The organism is Acinetobacter sp. Swhac1, assembly GCF_013390985.1.
In the GTDB taxonomy this organism is placed as follows: Bacteria; Pseudomonadota; Gammaproteobacteria; order Pseudomonadales; family Moraxellaceae; genus Acinetobacter; species Acinetobacter towneri.
The window spans coordinates 192,168-210,700 of sequence record NZ_JACASN010000001.1 but is presented as its reverse complement, the minus strand read 5'-3'; the positions used below and the strand labels follow the sequence as shown (position 1 = coordinate 210,700).

At 42.2% G+C, this 18,533-nt stretch carries 21 protein-coding genes; 19 read left to right on the top strand and 2 right to left on the bottom strand.

Annotation, left to right across the window (positions count from 1 at the left end; translation table 11 throughout):
* The first annotated feature begins 29 nt into the window (after nucleotides 1–29).
* The 9 genes from HX743_RS01010 (at nucleotide 30) to HX743_RS00970 (ending at nucleotide 8,398) form a co-directional block, all read left to right on the top strand.
* Nucleotides 30–626, top strand: a complete 597-nt coding sequence (locus HX743_RS01010) for a CoA pyrophosphatase (RefSeq protein WP_004975226.1) — start codon at nucleotides 30–32, stop codon at nucleotides 624–626.
* 31 nt (nucleotides 627–657) lie between these two features.
* Nucleotides 658–1,188, top strand: a complete 531-nt coding sequence (locus HX743_RS01005) for a gamma carbonic anhydrase family protein (RefSeq protein WP_178318272.1) — start codon at nucleotides 658–660, stop codon at nucleotides 1,186–1,188.
* A gap of 160 nt (nucleotides 1,189–1,348) precedes the next feature.
* A complete protein-coding gene (tsaB, locus tag HX743_RS01000; RefSeq protein WP_178318271.1) occupies nucleotides 1,349–2,014 on the top strand; it encodes a tRNA (adenosine(37)-N6)-threonylcarbamoyltransferase complex dimerization subunit type 1 TsaB in 666 nt (221 codons plus the stop codon).
* A 12-nt stretch (nucleotides 2,015–2,026) separates the two neighbouring features.
* Nucleotides 2,027–2,851: an undecaprenyl-diphosphate phosphatase gene (locus HX743_RS00995; RefSeq protein ID WP_096902125.1), complete on the top strand. Its 825-nt coding sequence runs from the start codon at nucleotides 2,027–2,029 to the stop codon at nucleotides 2,849–2,851.
* Nucleotides 2,845–3,666 carry a class I SAM-dependent methyltransferase gene (locus HX743_RS00990; protein WP_178318270.1) on the top strand — a complete coding sequence of 274 codons (822 nt, stop codon included), beginning with the start codon at nucleotides 2,845–2,847 and terminating at the stop codon, nucleotides 3,664–3,666. The genes HX743_RS00995 and HX743_RS00990 overlap by 7 nt, the downstream gene beginning before the upstream one ends.
* Before the next feature lie 146 nt (nucleotides 3,667–3,812).
* Nucleotides 3,813–5,222 carry a C13 family peptidase gene (locus HX743_RS00985; RefSeq protein ID WP_178318269.1) on the top strand — a complete coding sequence of 470 codons (1,410 nt, stop codon included), beginning with the start codon at nucleotides 3,813–3,815 and terminating at the stop codon, nucleotides 5,220–5,222.
* 18 nt (nucleotides 5,223–5,240) lie between these two features.
* Nucleotides 5,241–6,080, top strand: a complete 840-nt coding sequence (gene fghA, locus HX743_RS00980; protein WP_178318268.1) for an S-formylglutathione hydrolase — start codon at nucleotides 5,241–5,243, stop codon at nucleotides 6,078–6,080.
* A gap of 168 nt (nucleotides 6,081–6,248) precedes the next feature.
* Nucleotides 6,249–7,352 (top strand): YjgN family protein, encoded by a 1,104-nt coding sequence (locus tag HX743_RS00975; protein WP_178318267.1) that lies wholly within the window; start codon nucleotides 6,249–6,251, stop codon nucleotides 7,350–7,352.
* 14 nt (nucleotides 7,353–7,366) lie between these two features.
* Nucleotides 7,367–8,398: a M48 family metallopeptidase gene (locus tag HX743_RS00970; protein ID WP_178318266.1), complete on the top strand. Its 1,032-nt coding sequence runs from the start codon at nucleotides 7,367–7,369 to the stop codon at nucleotides 8,396–8,398.
* Nucleotides 8,399–8,408: 10 nt separating this feature from the next.
* Here HX743_RS00970 and HX743_RS00965 read toward each other — a convergent pair whose 3' ends face one another.
* Nucleotides 8,409–8,690 carry a DUF2218 domain-containing protein gene (locus tag HX743_RS00965; RefSeq protein WP_178318265.1) on the bottom strand — a complete coding sequence of 94 codons (282 nt, stop codon included), beginning with the start codon at nucleotides 8,688–8,690 and terminating at the stop codon, nucleotides 8,409–8,411.
* 229 nt (nucleotides 8,691–8,919) lie between these two features.
* Here HX743_RS00965 and rpe point away from each other — a divergent pair, with 229 nt between their 5' ends.
* The 8 genes from rpe (at nucleotide 8,920) to HX743_RS00925 (ending at nucleotide 16,459) form a co-directional block, all read left to right on the top strand.
* Nucleotides 8,920–9,606, top strand: coding sequence for a ribulose-phosphate 3-epimerase (rpe, locus tag HX743_RS00960; protein WP_178318264.1), 687 nt, complete (start codon nucleotides 8,920–8,922; stop codon nucleotides 9,604–9,606).
* A 426-nt stretch (nucleotides 9,607–10,032) separates the two neighbouring features.
* Nucleotides 10,033–10,554, top strand: coding sequence for a hypothetical protein (locus HX743_RS00955; protein ID WP_348637012.1), 522 nt, complete (start codon nucleotides 10,033–10,035; stop codon nucleotides 10,552–10,554).
* Nucleotides 10,555–10,599: 45 nt separating this feature from the next.
* Nucleotides 10,600–12,567, top strand: coding sequence for a multicopper oxidase domain-containing protein (locus HX743_RS00950; protein ID WP_178318263.1), 1,968 nt, complete (start codon nucleotides 10,600–10,602; stop codon nucleotides 12,565–12,567).
* On the top strand, nucleotides 12,554–13,534 hold the full coding sequence (locus tag HX743_RS00945; RefSeq protein ID WP_178318262.1) for a copper resistance protein B: 981 nt from the start codon (nucleotides 12,554–12,556) through the stop codon (nucleotides 13,532–13,534). Before HX743_RS00950 ends, HX743_RS00945 begins: the two co-directional genes overlap by 14 nt.
* 122 nt (nucleotides 13,535–13,656) lie before the next feature.
* The gene (locus tag HX743_RS00940; RefSeq protein WP_178318261.1) at nucleotides 13,657–14,718 is read left to right on the top strand and encodes a cation transporter; all 1,062 of its coding nucleotides are present in this window, start codon (nucleotides 13,657–13,659) and stop codon (nucleotides 14,716–14,718) included.
* A gap of 146 nt (nucleotides 14,719–14,864) precedes the next feature.
* Nucleotides 14,865–15,182 carry a quaternary ammonium compound efflux SMR transporter SugE gene (gene sugE, locus HX743_RS00935; protein WP_178318260.1) on the top strand — a complete coding sequence of 106 codons (318 nt, stop codon included), beginning with the start codon at nucleotides 14,865–14,867 and terminating at the stop codon, nucleotides 15,180–15,182.
* Between the two features lie 95 nt (nucleotides 15,183–15,277).
* Entirely contained in the window at nucleotides 15,278–15,769 is a 492-nt protein-coding gene (locus tag HX743_RS00930; RefSeq protein ID WP_004975257.1) for a methylated-DNA--[protein]-cysteine S-methyltransferase, read from the top strand.
* A 51-nt stretch (nucleotides 15,770–15,820) separates the two neighbouring features.
* Entirely contained in the window at nucleotides 15,821–16,459 is a 639-nt protein-coding gene (locus HX743_RS00925) for a nuclease-related domain-containing protein (RefSeq protein WP_004975258.1), read from the top strand.
* Between the two features lie 63 nt (nucleotides 16,460–16,522).
* Here HX743_RS00925 and HX743_RS00920 read toward each other — a convergent pair whose 3' ends face one another.
* A complete protein-coding gene (locus HX743_RS00920) occupies nucleotides 16,523–17,290 on the bottom strand; it encodes a hydroxymethylpyrimidine/phosphomethylpyrimidine kinase (RefSeq protein WP_131261907.1) in 768 nt (255 codons plus the stop codon).
* An 88-nt stretch (nucleotides 17,291–17,378) separates the two neighbouring features.
* Here HX743_RS00920 and HX743_RS00915 point away from each other — a divergent pair, with 88 nt between their 5' ends.
* Nucleotides 17,379–18,038 carry an HAD-IA family hydrolase gene (locus HX743_RS00915; RefSeq protein WP_019837216.1) on the top strand — a complete coding sequence of 220 codons (660 nt, stop codon included), beginning with the start codon at nucleotides 17,379–17,381 and terminating at the stop codon, nucleotides 18,036–18,038.
* A gap of 106 nt (nucleotides 18,039–18,144) precedes the next feature.
* On the top strand, nucleotides 18,145–18,492 hold the full coding sequence (locus tag HX743_RS00910; RefSeq protein ID WP_178318259.1) for a hypothetical protein: 348 nt from the start codon (nucleotides 18,145–18,147) through the stop codon (nucleotides 18,490–18,492).
* The last annotated feature ends 41 nt before the right edge of the window (nucleotides 18,493–18,533 follow it).

Genomic DNA, 18,533 nt, shown 5'->3' with positions numbered 1-18,533 from the left:
GAAAACTTAGACAAGGAGAATAATAAGGCATGATTGATCATTCGCTCACGCATCTATTACAGCAACGTTTGCGCTTTTCTAAAACGTTCATGGAAGCGCATGCAGCGGTATTGATTGCCATTACCGATGAGTCCGATCCTAAGGTGTTGCTCACACGCCGGTCTACCTTGCTCAATAATCATGCGGGTGAGGTGTCTTTCCCAGGCGGTAAACGCGATCCGCAAGATACCAGTAATATTGTGGTGGCGTTGCGCGAAGCACAGGAAGAAACCGCATTAAATCCATTTGAAGTGCAGTTGATTGGCGATTTGCCCATGCAAAAAGCCCGTAATGGAATGTTAGTCAAACCTGTGGTGGGGCTGATTCCCCCAAAAGTAGAACTAATTCCACAACCTTCAGAAATTGATCGCATCTTTTTTGCCTCTTTACAGCATTTGATGGAAGCGCCACCAACGCCGTATGAAGTGAGCTTTGCACAACAAAAATTATATTTTCCGAGTATGCAGGTTGAAGATGAAGTGGTTTGGGGTTTAACAGCGCGGATGTTAGTGTCTTTATTTGAATATGGTTTGGATTATCGTAAAGAATGGCCGTTTTTGTTAAATTCACCAACATTTAAGAAATAGAAAAATTTTGATGTGAGGATAGGAAAGAACCATGTTGTATAAATTTAAAGGATATGCGCCTAAAGCAATGCGGCAACCGTGGGATGGTTGGGTAGCGGATAATGCCACAGTCATTGGTCAGGTTGAGTTGGGACAGAAAGTCAGTATTTGGTTTGGGGCTGTGGTGCGCGCCGATAACAGCAAAATCAAATTGGGAAATTTTAGCAATGTTCAGGAAAATGCTGTGTTGCACACCGATGCAGGTATTGAAATGCAGATTGGTGATTATGTGACTATTGGCCATCAGGCGATGTTACATGGTTGTACTGTGGGAGATAACAGTCTGATTGGTATTAATGCAGTAGTGCTGAATCATGCGGTGATTGGTAAAAACTGTATTATTGGCGCCAATGCTTTAATTCCTGAAGGGAAAGTGATTCCCGATAATTCTGTGGTGATGGGTTCTCCCGGTAAAGTAGTTAAGACTTTGGATGAGTCTGCTGAAGCACGTTTAAAAATGAGTGCGCTACACTATGCTGAACATTTTCAACATTTTGTAAACCTAGAACCTTGCACACTTTAAAATTGAATTTGCATCGTACAGTCAAACGCATATTTTCGCTGTAATGACTTAGAATTTTATACGCAGGAATTGCAATCTGGTACGTGTAAAACCTCGCTTGAATTTCAGGACTGGAGTATCATAACGCCAATTTTTGATATTTAATTCTTGAAGGTTGTGCATGAAATTGCTGGCATTGGAAACTGCCAATGAGCAGTGTTCCGTTTCGATAGTAGATGAAACACAGGAACTTTTTTTTCAATTAGATGCGCGAGCAAAAGCACAAACGCAAACCATCTTACCGATGATTGAGCAAGGCTTTGCTGAAACTCAAATCAGTACAGCCGAGCTAACTGCAATTGCCTTTAGCCGTGGTCCGGGTTCTTTTAGCGGTGTGCGAATTAATGCTGCAGTGACGCAAGCTTTGGCGTGGTCACATGATGTACCTGCAATTCCTGTATCGACTTTGCAGGCATTGGCGCAAGCGGCTTATCGTCTTGAAGGATTAACTGCAGTTACTGCTGTGTTGGATGCACGCATGAATGAAGTGTATATCGCCAGTTATGAGCTAGATGCACAAGGGATTATGCAGGCGGTTGATCAGGAACAATTATTGAATTATAGCGATGCTGCTCAGGCGGTTCGCTTTCAATTGGTTGGTTCTGGGTCGGGTCTGATTGATCAAGAACAAATACAATACAAAGGCTTAAGTGCAACCGCACAAGATATTGCTACTATTGCACGCGTCTGTGTACAGCAACAGCAATGGGTCAGCGCAGAACAAGCATTGCCTGTTTATTTACGTGACAATGCTTGGAAAAAAATTCCAGAACAAGGCAAGGCATAATTAGGGTTATTTATGGATCTTTTACTGCTGCTCAAAGCAGCAATTATGGGTATTGTAGAAGGGATTACCGAATTTCTACCCATTTCTAGCACAGGACATTTGATTCTAGCTGCAGAGCTAATGGACTTTTGGACCAAAGAAAAAAGCGATGTATTTGTAATTGCCATTCAAATGGGGGCAATTGCAGCGGTCATATATGAGTATTGGGCACGTCTATGGGGCGCAGCCACAGGTATGTTTACAGGCGAAGAAAAAGGTCGACGCTTAGGCTTTGGTCTGATCATAGCATCTATTCCAATTATTCTGATTGGATTGACCTTTGGGCAGACTGTAAAAGAATTACTCTTTAATGATGTTGCCGTAGCGATTGGTTTGATTATTGGCGGCTTTATCATTATGTGGATTGAAAAACATCCACCACAAGTACGTGCCCATGAGGTTGAAGAACTAACTTACCGAGATGCGATTTGGATTGGTCTAATTCAGGTATTGTCGCTGATTCCGGGGACTTCGCGTTCAGGTGCAACCATTATTGGCGCGATGTTCTTAGGTGTGTCGCGTAAAGCGGCAACTGAGTTTTCCTTCTTTTTGGGGATTCCTGTCATTATTGGCGCAGGCTTGCTCGACTTATATCAAAGCTATGATGTATTCCAAACCACCGAAGATTGGACCGTACTCAGCTTCGGGATCATCGTTTCTTTTGTTTCCGCACTTTTGCTGATCCGTGCATTGGTGGCGTATGTGGCTAAGCGAGATTTTATGATTTTTGCTTGGTATCGTATTGCTTCAGGTTTAATCATTTTATTGTTCGCATTCACAGGCTGGAAACTATGGTAAGCGAACTTCGCTTATACACTGAAGCCGAGTGTCTCACTCAAGCACAGCATTATTCTGCTGTGCTTTTGTCTAGAGGCGTGCAAACGCGCATTGAAACAGTAGAAAAACTCAATGCGCGTTTTTTGCGTTTGACCCCTGAATTGGCATTGTGTGTCGATGCTGAAGGGCTGTGGTTGTGTGCCCATGGCATGAAAATGCAACCCGATTGGAAAGCTGAAATTGGGCGGTTAAAGCGTGCCTCGTTAAAATCGGAAATGATTGCTCGCGCCTGTAATTTGTCGGAAAAACCAAGTTTGATTGATGCTACGGCAGGATTAGGACACGACAGCTTACTCATGGCACACTTGGGTGCTCAGGTCACGTTGTTGGAGCGTCATCCTATTCTTTTTACTTTGTTGGAGGATGCTAAACGCCAAGCCGCAGATGATCCTTTTTTAGCAAGTGTTGTTGCCCGTATCCAGTTGGTTTTTACAGATTCAGCAGATTATTTACGCAACTGTGCGACGCAGGGCAAAGTGGTTGATGTGGTGTATTTAGATCCAATGTTTCCGCAGCGAGATCAACATCAACAGGCGCAGAAAAAGCAGGCGCAAGTCAAAAAACAAATGCAGTTATTACATTTGTTGTTACCTGAAGATGGTGAAATGGATTTGGGTGATCATTTACTGGGTTTGGCACAGCAAATTGCCAAACGTGTTGTGGTGAAGCGTCCACGTTTAGCAGTGTTTTTGGCGGGGCAGGAAACCACACATCAATGGCAGGGTGATGCTTGCCGATTTGATGCTTATTTCCAAGCAAATTTGAACAACGGGTAGATTTCTACCACTAAAGCAGTGGCAAGGCGTTCAATGCTTCTATAATGCGCAAAGATTTGTTATATAGTTAAAATTGACAATTGATAATTACGACGACAAGCATAAACTTGGAGTGTGGAAACGCGAGCTGCGATTAACAGAATCCTATGATTGACTTCAAACCCTCCATTAATTTTTGGCACGATTTTAAAAGCAACCAAGCCGCGGGCGTTTGGTTATTTTTGGGTTCGCGACGCTCTTTACAAATTATTCGACCTTCTATCTTACAACTGATTTTTTGGGGGGTTTTAGGCGGTCTTGCCAATACCTTATTCAGTTGGTTGGTGGCGGGAGAAGTGGGGGAATTTAACCCACAGGGTTTGGTTAGTTATGCTTTGTGGCCTTTTATTGCCTTAATTGTCGGAATTATTCTTTCTCAGCGTGTCAATAACCCGCGTTTATTGTTAGTACCTGCTTTGTTGTGGTTGGTATTAGATACTCACGTTGCTTTATTGCAAAGCTTGATTCAATACATGGGCATGATGGATGTCTTGCCGTATGTGTTATATGACTATTTACCTACCATTTTTATGGTGCTGTTTGTTTGGCAAAGTTTGGCAGTAGTGTGGGTGTTTTCACGTGAGCTGCATTGGCCGTGGTGGGAACGTGCGCTGATTGTTTTAGCGACCTTATTCACTTTGGTGGTTTGGCAAATGTCAGTGAAAAGTCAGCCCATTTGGAAGGTAGAAGAAGTTCCACCAAGTCTAAGCGAAGCAGCTTTTTATGCACAAAGCCGTGTACTCAATAAAGCTTTAGACAGTATTCAATATGGGGAATTTGCCCAATCGCATTGGTACTTTTTAGGGGTTGCAGGGGCGAGTTATCAAGACGTATTTATGTCTGAAATTGAACGGATTCGTGAACAGTTTGATACTCGTTTTGGTACTTTTGGGCGTTCGATGGTGTTAATTAATAACCCAATGACCCGCAATGTAATTCCAATTGCTTCACAAACTAGTATTGAATTAGCGCTGCGCCGTATTGGACAACGCATGAACCGTGAAAGTGATGTGCTGTTTTTATATATGACCTCACACGGTTTAAAAGATCATTTTGAAATTGAAAATGCACCACTTGACTTAAATCAGGTCGATCCGAAATGGTTACGCGATACTTTGGATAAATCGGGTATTCGTTGGCGTGTGATCGTCATTTCGGCCTGTTATTCAGGTAGCTTTGTATCTGCTTTGCAAGATGATAATACCTTAGTGATTACTGCTTCGGCGGCAGACCGTGAGTCATTTGGCTGTTCAAACGAAGCTGACTATACTTATTTTGGTCGTGCCTTTTTTGATCAGGCTATGCGTGAACAAAACTCTTTTGCTAATGCTTTTAATGAAGCCAAAGTGACTGTGGCGAAATGGGAGCAAGCGCAAGGTTTTGAACCTTCAGAGCCGCAATGGGCGATGGGTAAAAATATGGAATTGATGTTGCCACAATTAGAGCAGCGTTTGTTTCCTCAAAAAAGTGTTGCAACATCGGCTGAAATTCAATTGAGTGCGCAATCTGTTCAATAAGCCAAAGAGGAGAGGGTGATGGAGTTAATTCAGAACAACCGCTGTTTTGAGGGTGAGCAACGAATTTATCGTTTTCATTCCAATGCTTTACAGACTGAAACTCAGTTTGGCATTTTTTTACCAGAACAAGCTTTGGCGGGGCAGGCTTGTCCTGCGGTATTTTATTTGGCAGGTTTAACCTGTAACGAAGAAACCTTTGCGATTAAAGCACATGCGCAGCACATGGCAGCGCAATTGGGACTGATTTTGATTAGTCCAGATACTTCACCGCGTGGCGAAGCTGTTGCCAAAGGCGACCATTGGGATATTGGACAGGGTGCAGGTTTCTATATCAATGCGACACAAGCACCGTGGGCGGCACATTATCAAATGGAAACTTTTGTCACCGATGAGCTTTATCAATTGGTGCTGCAACAGTTCCCAATTCAGGCACAGCACCTTGGCATCATGGGGCACAGTATGGGCGGTCATGGTGCATTGACCCTCGCGTTTAAATATCCTGACAAATTTAAGTCCGTGTCTGCTTTTGCTCCGATTTGTGCGCCAAGCCAATGCCCGTGGGGTGAAAAAGCATTTTCTAATTATTTAGGTACAGATCAGCAAGTATGGTTACAGCACGATGCGACTGCTTTGGTGCAGGTCAAAGGTGCATTGTTCAGTGAAATTTTGATTGATCAGGGATTGAAAGATCAATTTTATAGTCAGCTCAATCCTGCATTATTTCAGCAAGCTTGCGATGCGGTTGGGCAAAAATTGAGTTTGCGGGAACATGCAGGCTATGATCATGGCTATTATTTCATTCAAAGCTTTATAGATCAGCATTTGCAATTCCATGCGGTACAATTGCAAACGGACTAAGCCAAGTACTCAATTTTACGCATTGATTTTTAAACTTTTCTAGGCAAGTTGTTCACTTTTTATTAGAATGGTGAACACTTGCTTTTTTACCATTTGGAAACATTGCTCATTTGGGTTTGAGTGTCTGGGTAAAATAACGACCGCACAATAAAATAAATAAGGCATCACATGCACAATTCAGAATGGGATTCACCACAACAAGCAACGCCATCTTCCCCGTTTTTTCCAGTGGAACCGACAACGCCACCCGCACGGAATCCATTACTTGGACGGATTCATCATTTTCAGTTTCATGGTAGCGCCTCAGAGTATTTTGGTATTTGGATTGTCAATATTCTGTTGATGATCGTGACCTTTGGGCTGTATGCACCGTGGGCAAAAGTACGTCGTTTGCGCTACTTTTATGGCAATACCGAATTAATCAAACGTCGTTTTGATTTCACGGGCATCCCACATAAAATTTTATTGGGACGTTTAATTGCTATTGGAATTTATGTTGCGATCTCGGTGATTTCCAATTATTCAGTAAAAGCAATGGTCATTGGCGTGGTGGTTTTATATTTGGCTGTGCCGTGGTTGATTCGAGCGACCATCCGTTTCAAGGCGCGAAATAGTAAATTTGGCAATGCCCGTTTTTATTTTTCAGGCAGTAACAAAGAAGCCTATTGGGTATTTTTAAAATGTATCGTAATTAATTTGTTTACTTTGGGCTTATTTTTTCCTGTGTTGGTGTGGATGTATAAGCGTTATTGCCTAGACCATTTATATGCAGGACAGCTTAAATTTAAGCTGAAAGCAGATTGGCCAGCCTATATGCGCGCAATGTACATACCTGTTTTTTTGTTCTTTGGCATTTTGCTTGCAGTCGGGATAATGTTGGCTTTGGCAGGACAGTTGAGTCGTAATCCTGCGCAGTTGATTTGGTTATTTGTAGCGGTTTATCTGTTGGGGTTGTTTTTAATTTGGCCATTAATGTCGGCGCGAATTTTTATCACTACATGGAACAATACCAGTATCAGTCGTAGTGAATTTCAGACCGATTGTGGGCAGTGGCACTATACTTGGATTGTGGTGACCAATTGGATTGTGAAAGTCCTGAGTTTGGGTTTAATGACCCCATGGGCAGCTATTCGTTTATATCGCTATCAGGTTGAGTCTTTAAGTCTACATTTAAAAAATGATCCAGATTTGATGATCAATCAACTGCAAGCTGAACATAGCGCACTAGCAGAAGAAATCAGTGATATTTTTGATATTGATGTATCGCTGTAAGGTAGGAGATGAAGATGGCGGCACAGATCGTGGATGTGGTGTTTTATGATGGTGTGGTGTCTAAACCATGGGCAGCTAAAATCTCTCCTATAGATGCTCAGTCGGTATTTATTCGTTATGGTGAAAATTTAGAGCAACAGCGGCGCTATCATTATCAAGACATGATGTTGGTGGGGGCACTAGGTAAAATTCAACCTGTCATTGAACTCAAAGATGATGCGCGTATTGAATTTTCCCAAGCCTTGCCTGAGTGGTTTCAACTGCGAAATAAACAGGTGCAGCATTCCATCTGGAAATTGGAACGCACGCCAAGTCTGATAGTATTTAGTCTGGTTTTTGTGTCGTTGATGGTATTTGTCACAGTGCAGTGGGGCATCCCAAGTGCATCAAAATACGTTGCCTTTCAATTACCTGCGAACACCTTAAATCAAATTGGTGATGAAGCAGAGCGTTATATCTTAGACATGACATCGCCAAGTCAGCTCCCCGTAGCGCGACAGCAGAAAATTCTGACAGATTATCAACAGCTCATTGCAGGAGATTCACCTGCCAAAGTGTTGTTTCGACAAGGTCATGGAATAGGAGCGAATGCTTTGGCAATTCCGAATAACACCATTATTTTGACCGATGAATTGGTGGAATTGGCGCAGAATGATCAGGAAATCATTGGCGTGTTGGCACATGAACAAGGGCATTTGGCAGAACGACACAGCTTGCAACAGGCTTTATCGAGCTTAGGGTTTAGTATTATTTTGCTCGCCATTACAGGAGATGGTACAGATTTAGTTTCGACCTTGCCTGTGGCGCTCGTGGGGGCAAATTATTCACGTAATTTTGAATCTGAAGCAGATCATTATGCTTTAAATACGATGCACGCTCAGGGTATTCCAACCATTCATTTCACTCATTTTTTGGAGCGTTTGGCAGAAGATGCAGGTGAAGACACCGCCAAAAGCCCTTTGGATTTTCTGCAAAGTCATCCTGCAACACAAAAACGTATTCAAGCGGTTAAGGATTTTGAGCAGACGCAGCGTTTAGCGCCTTAACATGAAACAGTTAGTGTCGTTGCCAAACCGCGCTCAATTCTGTTTGTCCCATACGACTTAAATGATCAAGCACGACGTGTTCGAGGTAACTTAAATCTGTTTCAGCATCTTTTACCTGAATTTCAACTACAAGCTCATGTGTTTGAGGTGTAAGCAGAATTGTGGCAGCTGGCATCATAATTTGGTATTGGCTTGCGTTTTCTGCAACATCAAATTTATGTTTCCAGTGGTTGAGTAGACGCTTGGCAATACGGCTTGCTTGCGTTGTTTGAATATGGGCAGAACTGTTCATTGTCTATAGAAACCAGCATTTTGTTCAAATGAGTAAAGATGTTCACCATAACAAAGCCAGACTAAAAGAACAGTGGAATGCTGCAACAGAGCGTTGCGGAGATAGAACTATCAAATTGGCTGATCGACCTGAATCATCCAACTGAATGATCCAATCGTAACAGAATCCACCACACCAAGCAGTCTTTGCTATAATGCGCCACAATCCCAATATTTAGCTAGGTTCTCCCATGTCCAAGCCTTATTTAATTGCGCCGTCTATCTTATCTGCAGATTTTGCTCGTCTAGGCGAAGAAGTGGAAAATGTACTTCAGGCGGGTGCTGATGTGGTGCATTTTGATGTGATGGATAATCACTATGTACCAAATTTAACCTTTGGTGCAGGTGTATGTAAGGCATTGAAAAACTATGGTATTACTGCGCCAATTGATGTGCATTTAATGGTAAAACCTGTAGACCGCATGATTGGTGATTTTCTGGAAGCGGGCGCAGATATTATCACGTTCCATCCTGAGGCTTCAGAGCATATTGACCGTTCATTGCAACTGATTAAATCGGGCGGGGCAAAAGCGGGTTTGGTCTTTAACCCTGCTACACCGCTACATTATTTAGATTATGTACTTGATAAAGTCGATCAGATTTTACTCATGAGTGTGAACCCAGGGTTTGGTGGGCAAAAATTCATTCCGATGACTTTAGAGAAATTACGTCAGGCACGTCAAATTATTGATGCGTCAGGTCGTGATATTCGTTTAGAAGTCGATGGTGGTGTGGGACCTGCCAATATTCGTGAAATTGCAGAAGCGGGTGCAGATATGTTTGTTGCAGGTTCAGCAATTTTTGGCAAGCCAGACTATAAAACAGTGATTGATGACATGCGCGCTGAATTGGCAAAAGTTGGCGCAGTCGACGTATAAGTATCTATAATCACAAGGTCTTAAGCTGTGGATAACTTTGTAGATAACCGTATGGATATCTATGTTGATAACACTATGGATAAACAGATTAATTTATAAACATTGGTACATCAGTGGTTTATGAATTATACAAAATAAGTATAAAAAGGATTCAATCGAATCCTTTTTGTTTATTTTAAATACACTGAATTTATTGAGTATTTACTCAGTTAATTATAAAAATAAGTTGCTTAATATATAACTTGATTGTTTTAGTTGGCTTTCAAATCGCACTGATTCATTCTGTTTTTCAATGTAGAACATATTGTGTATAAGTGGAGCATGAATTATATTGAGTGAATTGTAGATTGTGGATTGCACTTGGCAAAAATGTTCAATTCTTGTGCAAGTTCAGGTCTGCATCTTTCATACTCAGGAATTTATTTAGTGCTGACTCAACCCTACAAACAAATGTGGTTTGTTGTCCTGATGGCATTTGTCATAGGGTGGAGTGGTATTGTTAGTGCTGCGGTAAAACCTGCACATGATTGGATGATGTCAAATCAGGCAGCAGGGTCTGAGATTCGACATTCTGCAACCGCAGCGAGTGAAATGACATCTTTACCAGATTGTCATACCACAGCTTTACAAACGTATCCTGAAACCAAGCAGCATATATCTGGGCATGATGCCAAGGCCAACCATCATCTCAGTCAGCACACATCCGCAACGGATACCGATTTAAATGCGGCAGATTGTTATGGCTCGGCTGATTTTTCTACTGCAAAGACGAATTGTCAGGACTGTGCGCAGTTGCATTGTCAAAGCTTAAACAGTGTGTTGAATGTGCAAGTCCCTGAACTGATTCAACCTATAGCACTTACATCGGTCAATATTCTATTGCCTGCTTATCAAGCTCAACATTCACTTGGGCATTGGCAGCAAATTTTACGTCCACCCAAAGCTTAATCCTGAATTCAAAACACCTTTACGTTTTATTTTAAGGATTAAGTCATGTCTAAATTTTATCAGCCTGCGCTGTTTTTAACAGTCTGTGCATTGTGTTCGAGTTCTGCATTTGCTGCGGTCAAGGAATATCACCTGACCATTGCAGAACAAACGGTCAATATCACGGGAAAACCTGTTCAACGTATTACAGTCAATGGACAATTTCCCGCGCCTGCACTCGAATTTGAAGAAGGCGATGAGGCGGTAATTCACGTTAATAATCAATTAAAAAATCAGGACTCATCTATTCACTGGCATGGTTTATTGTTGCCCGGTTTGATGGATGGAGTGCCTGGATTTAATGGTTTTCAAGGGATTAAGCCACAAGGACATTTTGTTTATCAATTTAAAGTACGTCAAAGTGGTACCTATTGGTATCACGCACATTCCAAAGGTCAGGAACAAGATGGTCTATACGGCTCTTTGGTGATTCATCCTAAAGCCAAGCCAGCCGTAAACGCACATGAATACACAGATCGTGATTATGTGGTGATGCTGTCAGATTTTCATGAAAAATCTAGCAATCAAATTCAGAAAGATTTAAAAATTTCAGCCGAGTTTTATCAAAATCAGCGTGAAACCTTAGGTGATGTTTGGCGTCAAGTACAGCGTGATGGGCTAAAAGCCACATGGTCAGACCGCAAAATGTGGAATCAGATGCGCATGCTGAAAACCGACCTTTCCGATGTCACAGGCTATACTTTTTTAATGAATGGCAAGACACCTGAACAGCACTGGACAGGTGTATTTAAGCCAAATGAAAAAGTGCGTTTACGTTTTATCAATGCCTCTGCCATGTCGTTTTATGATGTGCGGATTCCAAACTTAAAAATGACAGTGGTCAGTGCCGATGGTCAGCCAGTCAAACCTGTTACTGTGGATGAATTTCGTATCGGCACTGCAGAAACCTACGATGTGATTGTTGAACCTCAAGCAGCACACTATCAAATTGAAGCAGAATCGATAGACCGCTCGGGTTTTGCAGTGGGGAGCTTGCAGAGTGAATTTCATTCTGCAACATCAAATCTACAGCTACCGGCAGCGCGTCCGCGTGCTTTACTCACCATGCAAGATATGGGGCATGCCACAGAGCATTCAGGTGATGATCATTCCAAAATGAATCATGCATCAATGTCTGAGATGGATCATTCCAAGATGAGTCATGTTGCGATGTCTGAAATGAATCACTCCAAAATGAATCATGCGGTAATGTCTGAAATGCATCACTCTAAAATGAACCATGCAACGATGTCTGAAATGGATCATTCCAAAATGAATCATGCAGCGATGTCTGAAATGGATCATTCCAAAATGAATCATGCATCAATGTCTGAGCCGGATCACTCCAAAATGAACCACGCTGCAATGTCTGAAAATGCCAATACACAACATCGTATGCCTTCAGCAGAACACAAAAATGCGATGGTATATGGATGGGCGAATGCTTCTACACCTGCAGGGCATAAAGCCTTGCACTATGAAGATTTGAAATCGCTGCAGCCACAAGCAGATACACGTGAACCAAGCAGTGAATTGGTCGTGCGTTTAGGTGGTACGATGGAGCGTTATATCTGGACAATCAACGGTAAGAAATTTAGTGATGCCACACCACTCAAGGTGAAATATGGTGAGCGTATTCGGATTAAATTTATCAATGACAGCATGATGGCACATCCAATGCATTTACATGGCATGTTTATGCAGTTGGAAAATGGTCAAACGGCAGCAGAAATGCCGAATAAACACACCTTAATTGTGCCGCCAGGTCAAACTGTAACTGCACTGCTTACTGCAGATGAATTAGGTGAATGGGCAATACATTGTCATTTGCTCTATCACATGAGCGCGGGAATGATGAATAAATTGATTGTAGCGCAGGTGAGTGAAAATGAACCGCTTTCAACCACAGCAATTCAAGCCACTCAAACCCCTTCAGCGACAGCGCAAAAAGGAGCAGCACATGCACAACATTAATCTTTTTGCGAAAACAGTTTTAAGTATTTCTGTCTGCTGCATCAGTACAGTTGGGCTAGCAGCGACAGAGGTGCATAGTGCACATGCCAGTTCAGCAGAGATTGCAACAATTGCAGCTCAGGCTGATACTCAATCGCATCAATCGCATCAATCGCATCAATCGCATCAATCGCATCAATCGCATCAATCGCATCAATCGCATCAATCGCATCAATCGCATCAATCGCATCAATCGCATCAATCGCATCAATCGCATCAATCCGATTCGTCCGTGCAAGAGTCGCAGTCACACGATCATCGTAAAGAACATGGTGCGCAGGTGTACGCGGTGAGCACTTTAGATACGCAATGGCAAGTGAATGATCATGCCGAGGGAGTGCTCAAATCTAAATTACAAACTCGTATCGGAACTGATGAAAACAAGTTGTTTGTGAAAATTCATAGCGATAAGCAAGAGTCACAAGCGACTGAATATGATGCCAAGTTGTTATACAGTCGTATGATTTTAGATTTTTGGGATGTGCAAGCAGGTGTGCGTTATCGACACGAAGTGAATCAGCAAGAGCATCAAACAGACCGAGAAGATAAGTTTGACGCTGTGTTTGGCTTACATGGTTTAGCTCCATATTTTTTTGAAACCGATGCTTATTTTTATTTGGGTGAGGATCAATGTGCGGCTTTGAGTTTGGAAACCACACGGGATCTGTTATTGACTCAGAAATTGATCGCACAGCCTTATTTAGATGTAGATGTTATTCTGCAGGATGATGCCAAATATGCGAAAAAAACAGGACTCAACCGCGCAGCTGTGGGTGTGGAAATGCGTTATGAAATCAGCAAGAACATCATGCCGTATATCAGTGCAGGTTATGAGTATACGAAAGGTGATCAACACACTGCTTGGCAGTCTGCAACCGATTCCGAGCAGAGCGGCTTATATGCGCTAGGCTTGCGTTTCAGGTTTTAATGATTAGGGGTATTTATCAATGATTAAGTCAATGGATCGTTGCTGCTTCTAAATAGAATAGATTGTCCCTAAATACATAGGCTTGGTTTATACTGAGCCTATTGTATTTTTGGGTGTGGCGTATGTCTTCATCAACTCAAGATCCTCAATCTAATCAAGATAAAAACTTAGAAAACCAAAATCTAAACAATATTGGCTGTGGTTGTGATACGCAAAAAAATGTAAACCAGCCTTGTGCAACTGCGCCTACACACTCCAAGTCATGTGGCGATACAGGCTGTGGTTCGTCTTGCGATACAGAAAAAAGCTGTGCTGATCAAAATAGCTGTACATCTGCAACGACTGCCAAGACAGATAAAGCAACAATTTTGGATTCGGAACTTTTGAGTCCGTGGGTGAGTGCATACCATATTCCTAAAATGGATTGTGGCGCAGAAGAACAAATGGTGCGGATTGCTTTGGCAGATCATAATGATATTGCAGCCTTGTCTTTTGATTCACCTGCACGACTTTTAAAGGTTTATCACAGCAACCAATCTGCCACAGAAATTACCCATAAATTAGAAGCATTGGGTTTGGGTGCTGTGTTGCAACAGACTGAAGCCAATACACAAACTGAACTGCCTGTATCTAACAGCGCTGCACAACAAAAAGTGCTATATGCCTTGCTTGGTATTAATGCCGCTATGTTTTTGGTGGAATTAATTGCAGGTTTAATTGCATCTTCGACTGGGTTAATTGCTGACTCCTTAGATATGTTTGCCGATGCCGCCGTGTATGGTTTGGCTTTATTTGTCGTGGGTCAATCCGCCAAGAAACAGCTCAAAGCTGCACATTTGTCTGGTTGGGTACAACTGGGTTTGGCTGCACTGGTTATCTTTGATGTCCTGCGCCGTTTCTTCTTAGGCAGTGAGCCTGAATCCATGTTGATGATGGTCATTGGTGCTGTGGCATTGCTGGCAAACGTCACCTGTTTATGGCTAATTTCAGGGCATAAAGATGGTGGAACCCACATGCAAGCCAGTTATATTTTTTCCGCCAATGATGTGATTGTGAATTTAGGTGTGATTATCGCGGGCGGTTTGGTGATGCTGACAGGGTCGAATTATCCAGACCTGATTATTGGCTTAGTTGTGGCCATGTTTGTATTGAATGGTGCGCGCAAAATTTTAAGTTTAAAATAGACGGATCATCGCTGCGCGGTGGCTTAAATTGCAACAGGAGGAACGACCTCCCTTGTTTGGGTTTTTAGAAATAGTCAAAGTGACTGAACACTCGACAAGAAAAATCTTCAGGACGGCCTGATTTCATGCTATTGAAGGAGGGCGTTATGGCCTGGATGATGTTGATATCGGCGGGTATTTTTGAAGTGGTTTGGGCATACTCCATGAAGTTGTCTGACGGCTTTAGTAAATTAACGCCCAGTATCGTGACTATCTTTTTTATGATTTTAAGTTTTGCGCTTTTGGCCTATGCCATGCGTACTTTGCCATTAGGCACGGCTTATACGATTTGGACAGGTATAGGCGCAGTCGGTTCATTTTTAGTCGGTATTTTTGTTTTAGGCGAACCTGCCAGTGCTATGCGTATGTTGGCTGCAGTTCTGATTATTTCAGGTTTGGTGCTTATGAAAATTTCATCCAGCTAACTTGGAATGCAGTCTTTTAGTGTGTGCTCAATAACAGATCGGTTTGAGTTAAAAACAGGATGACCTGATACCCAACCTGCTTGAGGAGAAAAATAATGCAATTGGCATTTACTGAAATGGACACTCCTGTAGGCGTGCTTAAATTGGTGGCTCACGATCACGCATTGGTTGCGGTAATGTGGGATAACGAAGATCATAAACGGGTACGTTTAGCCAGTTTAGTTCGACAAGATGATCATCCAATTTTGCTCAAAACTCAGCAGCAACTCCAAGAGTATTTTGCAGGTCAGCGTCAGCAATTTGATGTGCCTCTTGATTTTGAAGGCACTGAATTTCAGAAGAAAGTCTGGCAGGCGTTATTAAGCATTCCTTTTGGGGAAACTCGTAGTTATAAGCAAATTGCCGAACAAGTTGGTAGTGAGAATGCGATGCGTGCCGTAGGGGCGGCAAATGGCAAAAATCCAATTTCGATTATTGCACCGTGTCATCGGGTGGTGGGTGCAAGTGGAAAATTGGTGGGCTTTGCAGGCGGGTTGGATAATAAAGCGATTTTGTTAAAGTTAGAATCTTCAACTTCAAAAGTTTAAATGACTGAGATTCAACAACAATTTTGATCAAAATAAAATAGAGCAGGGGAAATGTTAAAAACATTATTGTTGCAGTTTTGGTGGCTTATTCTGCTTGTTGCAGGTGTAGGGCTGATCAAAATTTTCAAACCTTTTCTAAAGGGAAAGGTGGGGGAACTCGCAGTAAGTACGCATGTGAAGTTGTATTTAGATGAACGTTATATCTTGTTGAATGATGTAACTTTGCCTGATGAGTTCGCAGGAACAACTCAAATAGATCATATTTTATTGAGTCCTTTTGGGGTTTTTGTGATTGAAACAAAAAACTATAAAGGCTGGATTTTTGGTGGAGAACGCCAAAAAGTATGGACACAAAAAATTTATAAAAAGACCTACAAGTTTCAAAATCCTGTCTATCAGAACTATAAGCATATAAAAGTCTTGGAATCAGTATTGAGCGATATTGTCGAGCCTGAATATCTGCATTCTGTGATTGTATTTATGCCAGACTGTGAGTTTAAGACCTCTTTGCCCAACAATGTTTTTAAAGGCAGTGCATGGGTTGAGTATGTCAAAGGTTTTCGGCATGAAGTCATTTCACCGATGAAACTGAAACGTATTCAGCTGAGAATTGAAAAAGAACTACTTGATAAGTCTTGGAAAACCAATCGTCAACATGTCGAAAATTTGAAACAACGGCACGAACGTTAAAAAGTTGCAATGAAAAACCCTGATACAAGGTGATCAGGGTTTGAAGGAGTTGAACGATAAGCACTAAAACCTTTTCGGAATTTTCTGTCCGTTCGGTACAGGCGTTTCCGCATATTTAAGCACACCAAACAACCAAGTTTCAGCATGTTGTACCGCTTGTTTCAGTTGATCTCCCATTGCCAAGCGCCCTGCAATAAAGCTCGCCAATGAACAGCCTGAACCGTGATATTCACCTTCAAGCCGTGGACAGCGGGTTTCTGAAACCATTTCATTGTTAATATACAGTGCATTACGAATATGATCAGGGGTATCTTCATGCCCACCTTTGACCAAAACGGCCTGCGCGCCCATTGCAAATAATTTAGCTGTTGCGCGTTCTAAATCATCTTCACCCGTTAAGGCACGTAATTCCACAGTATTTGGCGTGATTAAAGTCGCCAGTGGAATCAACTCGACAAATGCCTGAACCAAAGTCGCTTGATTACCTAAAGAACCACCACTATTAGCAACCAAAACAGGGTCAAGCACATATAAATAATCAGGATGTGCACGTAAAAAATCTGCCAGCGCTGCAATATTGTCAGTGGTGCCCAACATGCCCGACTTTACAACTTTAATGGGCAAATCATTCACCACCGCATTGGCTTGCGCCAATAACAATTCTTTAGACGTTGCTTCAAAGCCAAATACTTGCTGAGAGTTTTGAATGGTCAGTGCTGTGCAGGCAATCGCTGCATGTGCACCGCTATTGCCAACGGCTTCAATATCAGCCTGTAAACCAGCGCCACCCGAAGGGTCTAAACCAGAAAAACATAGTACTGTTGGTCGCACACACATATCCTTAATTGCTTCTATTTACGTTAGTATAGGCAACTTTGGAGTAACACTCGATAGTCATTTAGGCACATAGGCTGACATTGTGATAAAGAACCTTTTAATTGATTTAGATGGCACGCTGACCGACCCGAAAGAGGGCATTACCGCTTCTGCGCGTTATGGTTTGGCTAAGGTTGGACATCCTATTGCAGATACGGAAAATATTGATTGGATTATCGGGCCGCCCTTAAAAGCCTCTTTGGCAAAATTACTTCATGTAGATGTGCATGACGTATTGGCAGAGCAAGCCTTAGCAGGCTATCGAGAGCGTTTTGCTGCAACAGGCTTATTTGAAAATCATGTCTTTGAAGATGTTGCTGCAACATTGGCAGATTTAAAACAGCAAGGCTATCGACTGTTTTTAGCAACAGCCAAACCTGAAATTTATGCACGCCAAATTTTAGATCACTTCGATTTATTGCAATATTTTGAATATCCCTACGGTAGCGAACTAAATGGTGAGCGTACCAATAAAGCGGATTTAATTGCCTATATTTTGCAGCAAGAACAATTGCAACCTGAACAATGTTTAATGATTGGAGATCGTGAACACGATATTTTAGGTGCACGAGCCAATGGAGTCGATTGTGTTGCAGTCGAATACGGCTATGGTTCGGCTCAGGAGTTAGACTTGGCTGCACCAAAACATAGAATTCAGTGTTTTGCGCAAATTTTGTCGGTGCTTGAACAGTTATCTGGATGAGCGAGATGCTTACATCTGTTTGCATTTCTAGCGCAGTGTTATTGCAAAGATCGTGCTTCAATATTTAATTTGAATATTTAATTTTAATATTGAAAGAGGGTATGTGATGAAGATATTTAGTCAATCTATTGCAGTAGTAGCGGTTTCAATACTGATGACTGCATGTGCCAATCATGCTGCTACATCCACAACACCTACTGCGCAGGTCGAAATGTACACATCATTGCAACATCGACAGTGTGAGCCAGACTCAGGTTTAACCCTTACAGAAATTGTTCAGCGTCTACAGCAGGCACAGATTCAAGTGAAGCATGCCAGTGTAGGTTCAGATGGGCGGATGTATGCACAGGTCTGTGGCGGAGCAGATGGAAAAATTGCTATAGTCACGATTCCTCAATCTCAGCAGAAACAAGCAGCGGCATTGGGCTTTCAGCCTTACTCACAAATACGTTGAATTAAAGCATAAATGCTGTTTTTAGTTGTCACCCATAAAAA

Coding starts and splice junctions, on each gene's coding strand:
- HX743_RS01010 (WP_004975226.1), top strand. CDS start 30: ATGATTGATCATTCGCTCACGCATCTATTACAGCAACGTTTGCGCTTT.
- HX743_RS01005 (WP_178318272.1), top strand. CDS start 658: ATGTTGTATAAATTTAAAGGATATGCGCCTAAAGCAATGCGGCAACCG.
- tsaB (WP_178318271.1), top strand. CDS start 1,349: ATGAAATTGCTGGCATTGGAAACTGCCAATGAGCAGTGTTCCGTTTCG.
- HX743_RS00995 (WP_096902125.1), top strand. CDS start 2,027: ATGGATCTTTTACTGCTGCTCAAAGCAGCAATTATGGGTATTGTAGAA.
- HX743_RS00990 (WP_178318270.1), top strand. CDS start 2,845: ATGGTAAGCGAACTTCGCTTATACACTGAAGCCGAGTGTCTCACTCAA.
- HX743_RS00985 (WP_178318269.1), top strand. CDS start 3,813: ATGATTGACTTCAAACCCTCCATTAATTTTTGGCACGATTTTAAAAGC.
- fghA (WP_178318268.1), top strand. CDS start 5,241: ATGGAGTTAATTCAGAACAACCGCTGTTTTGAGGGTGAGCAACGAATT.
- HX743_RS00975 (WP_178318267.1), top strand. CDS start 6,249: ATGCACAATTCAGAATGGGATTCACCACAACAAGCAACGCCATCTTCC.
- HX743_RS00970 (WP_178318266.1), top strand. CDS start 7,367: ATGGCGGCACAGATCGTGGATGTGGTGTTTTATGATGGTGTGGTGTCT.
- HX743_RS00965 (WP_178318265.1), bottom strand. CDS start 8,690: ATGAACAGTTCTGCCCATATTCAAACAACGCAAGCAAGCCGTATTGCC.
- rpe (WP_178318264.1), top strand. CDS start 8,920: ATGTCCAAGCCTTATTTAATTGCGCCGTCTATCTTATCTGCAGATTTT.
- HX743_RS00950 (WP_178318263.1), top strand. CDS start 10,600: ATGTCTAAATTTTATCAGCCTGCGCTGTTTTTAACAGTCTGTGCATTG.
- HX743_RS00945 (WP_178318262.1), top strand. CDS start 12,554: ATGCACAACATTAATCTTTTTGCGAAAACAGTTTTAAGTATTTCTGTC.
- HX743_RS00940 (WP_178318261.1), top strand. CDS start 13,657: ATGTCTTCATCAACTCAAGATCCTCAATCTAATCAAGATAAAAACTTA.
- sugE (WP_178318260.1), top strand. CDS start 14,865: ATGGCCTGGATGATGTTGATATCGGCGGGTATTTTTGAAGTGGTTTGG.
- HX743_RS00930 (WP_004975257.1), top strand. CDS start 15,278: ATGCAATTGGCATTTACTGAAATGGACACTCCTGTAGGCGTGCTTAAA.
- HX743_RS00925 (WP_004975258.1), top strand. CDS start 15,821: ATGTTAAAAACATTATTGTTGCAGTTTTGGTGGCTTATTCTGCTTGTT.
- HX743_RS00910 (WP_178318259.1), top strand. CDS start 18,145: ATGAAGATATTTAGTCAATCTATTGCAGTAGTAGCGGTTTCAATACTG.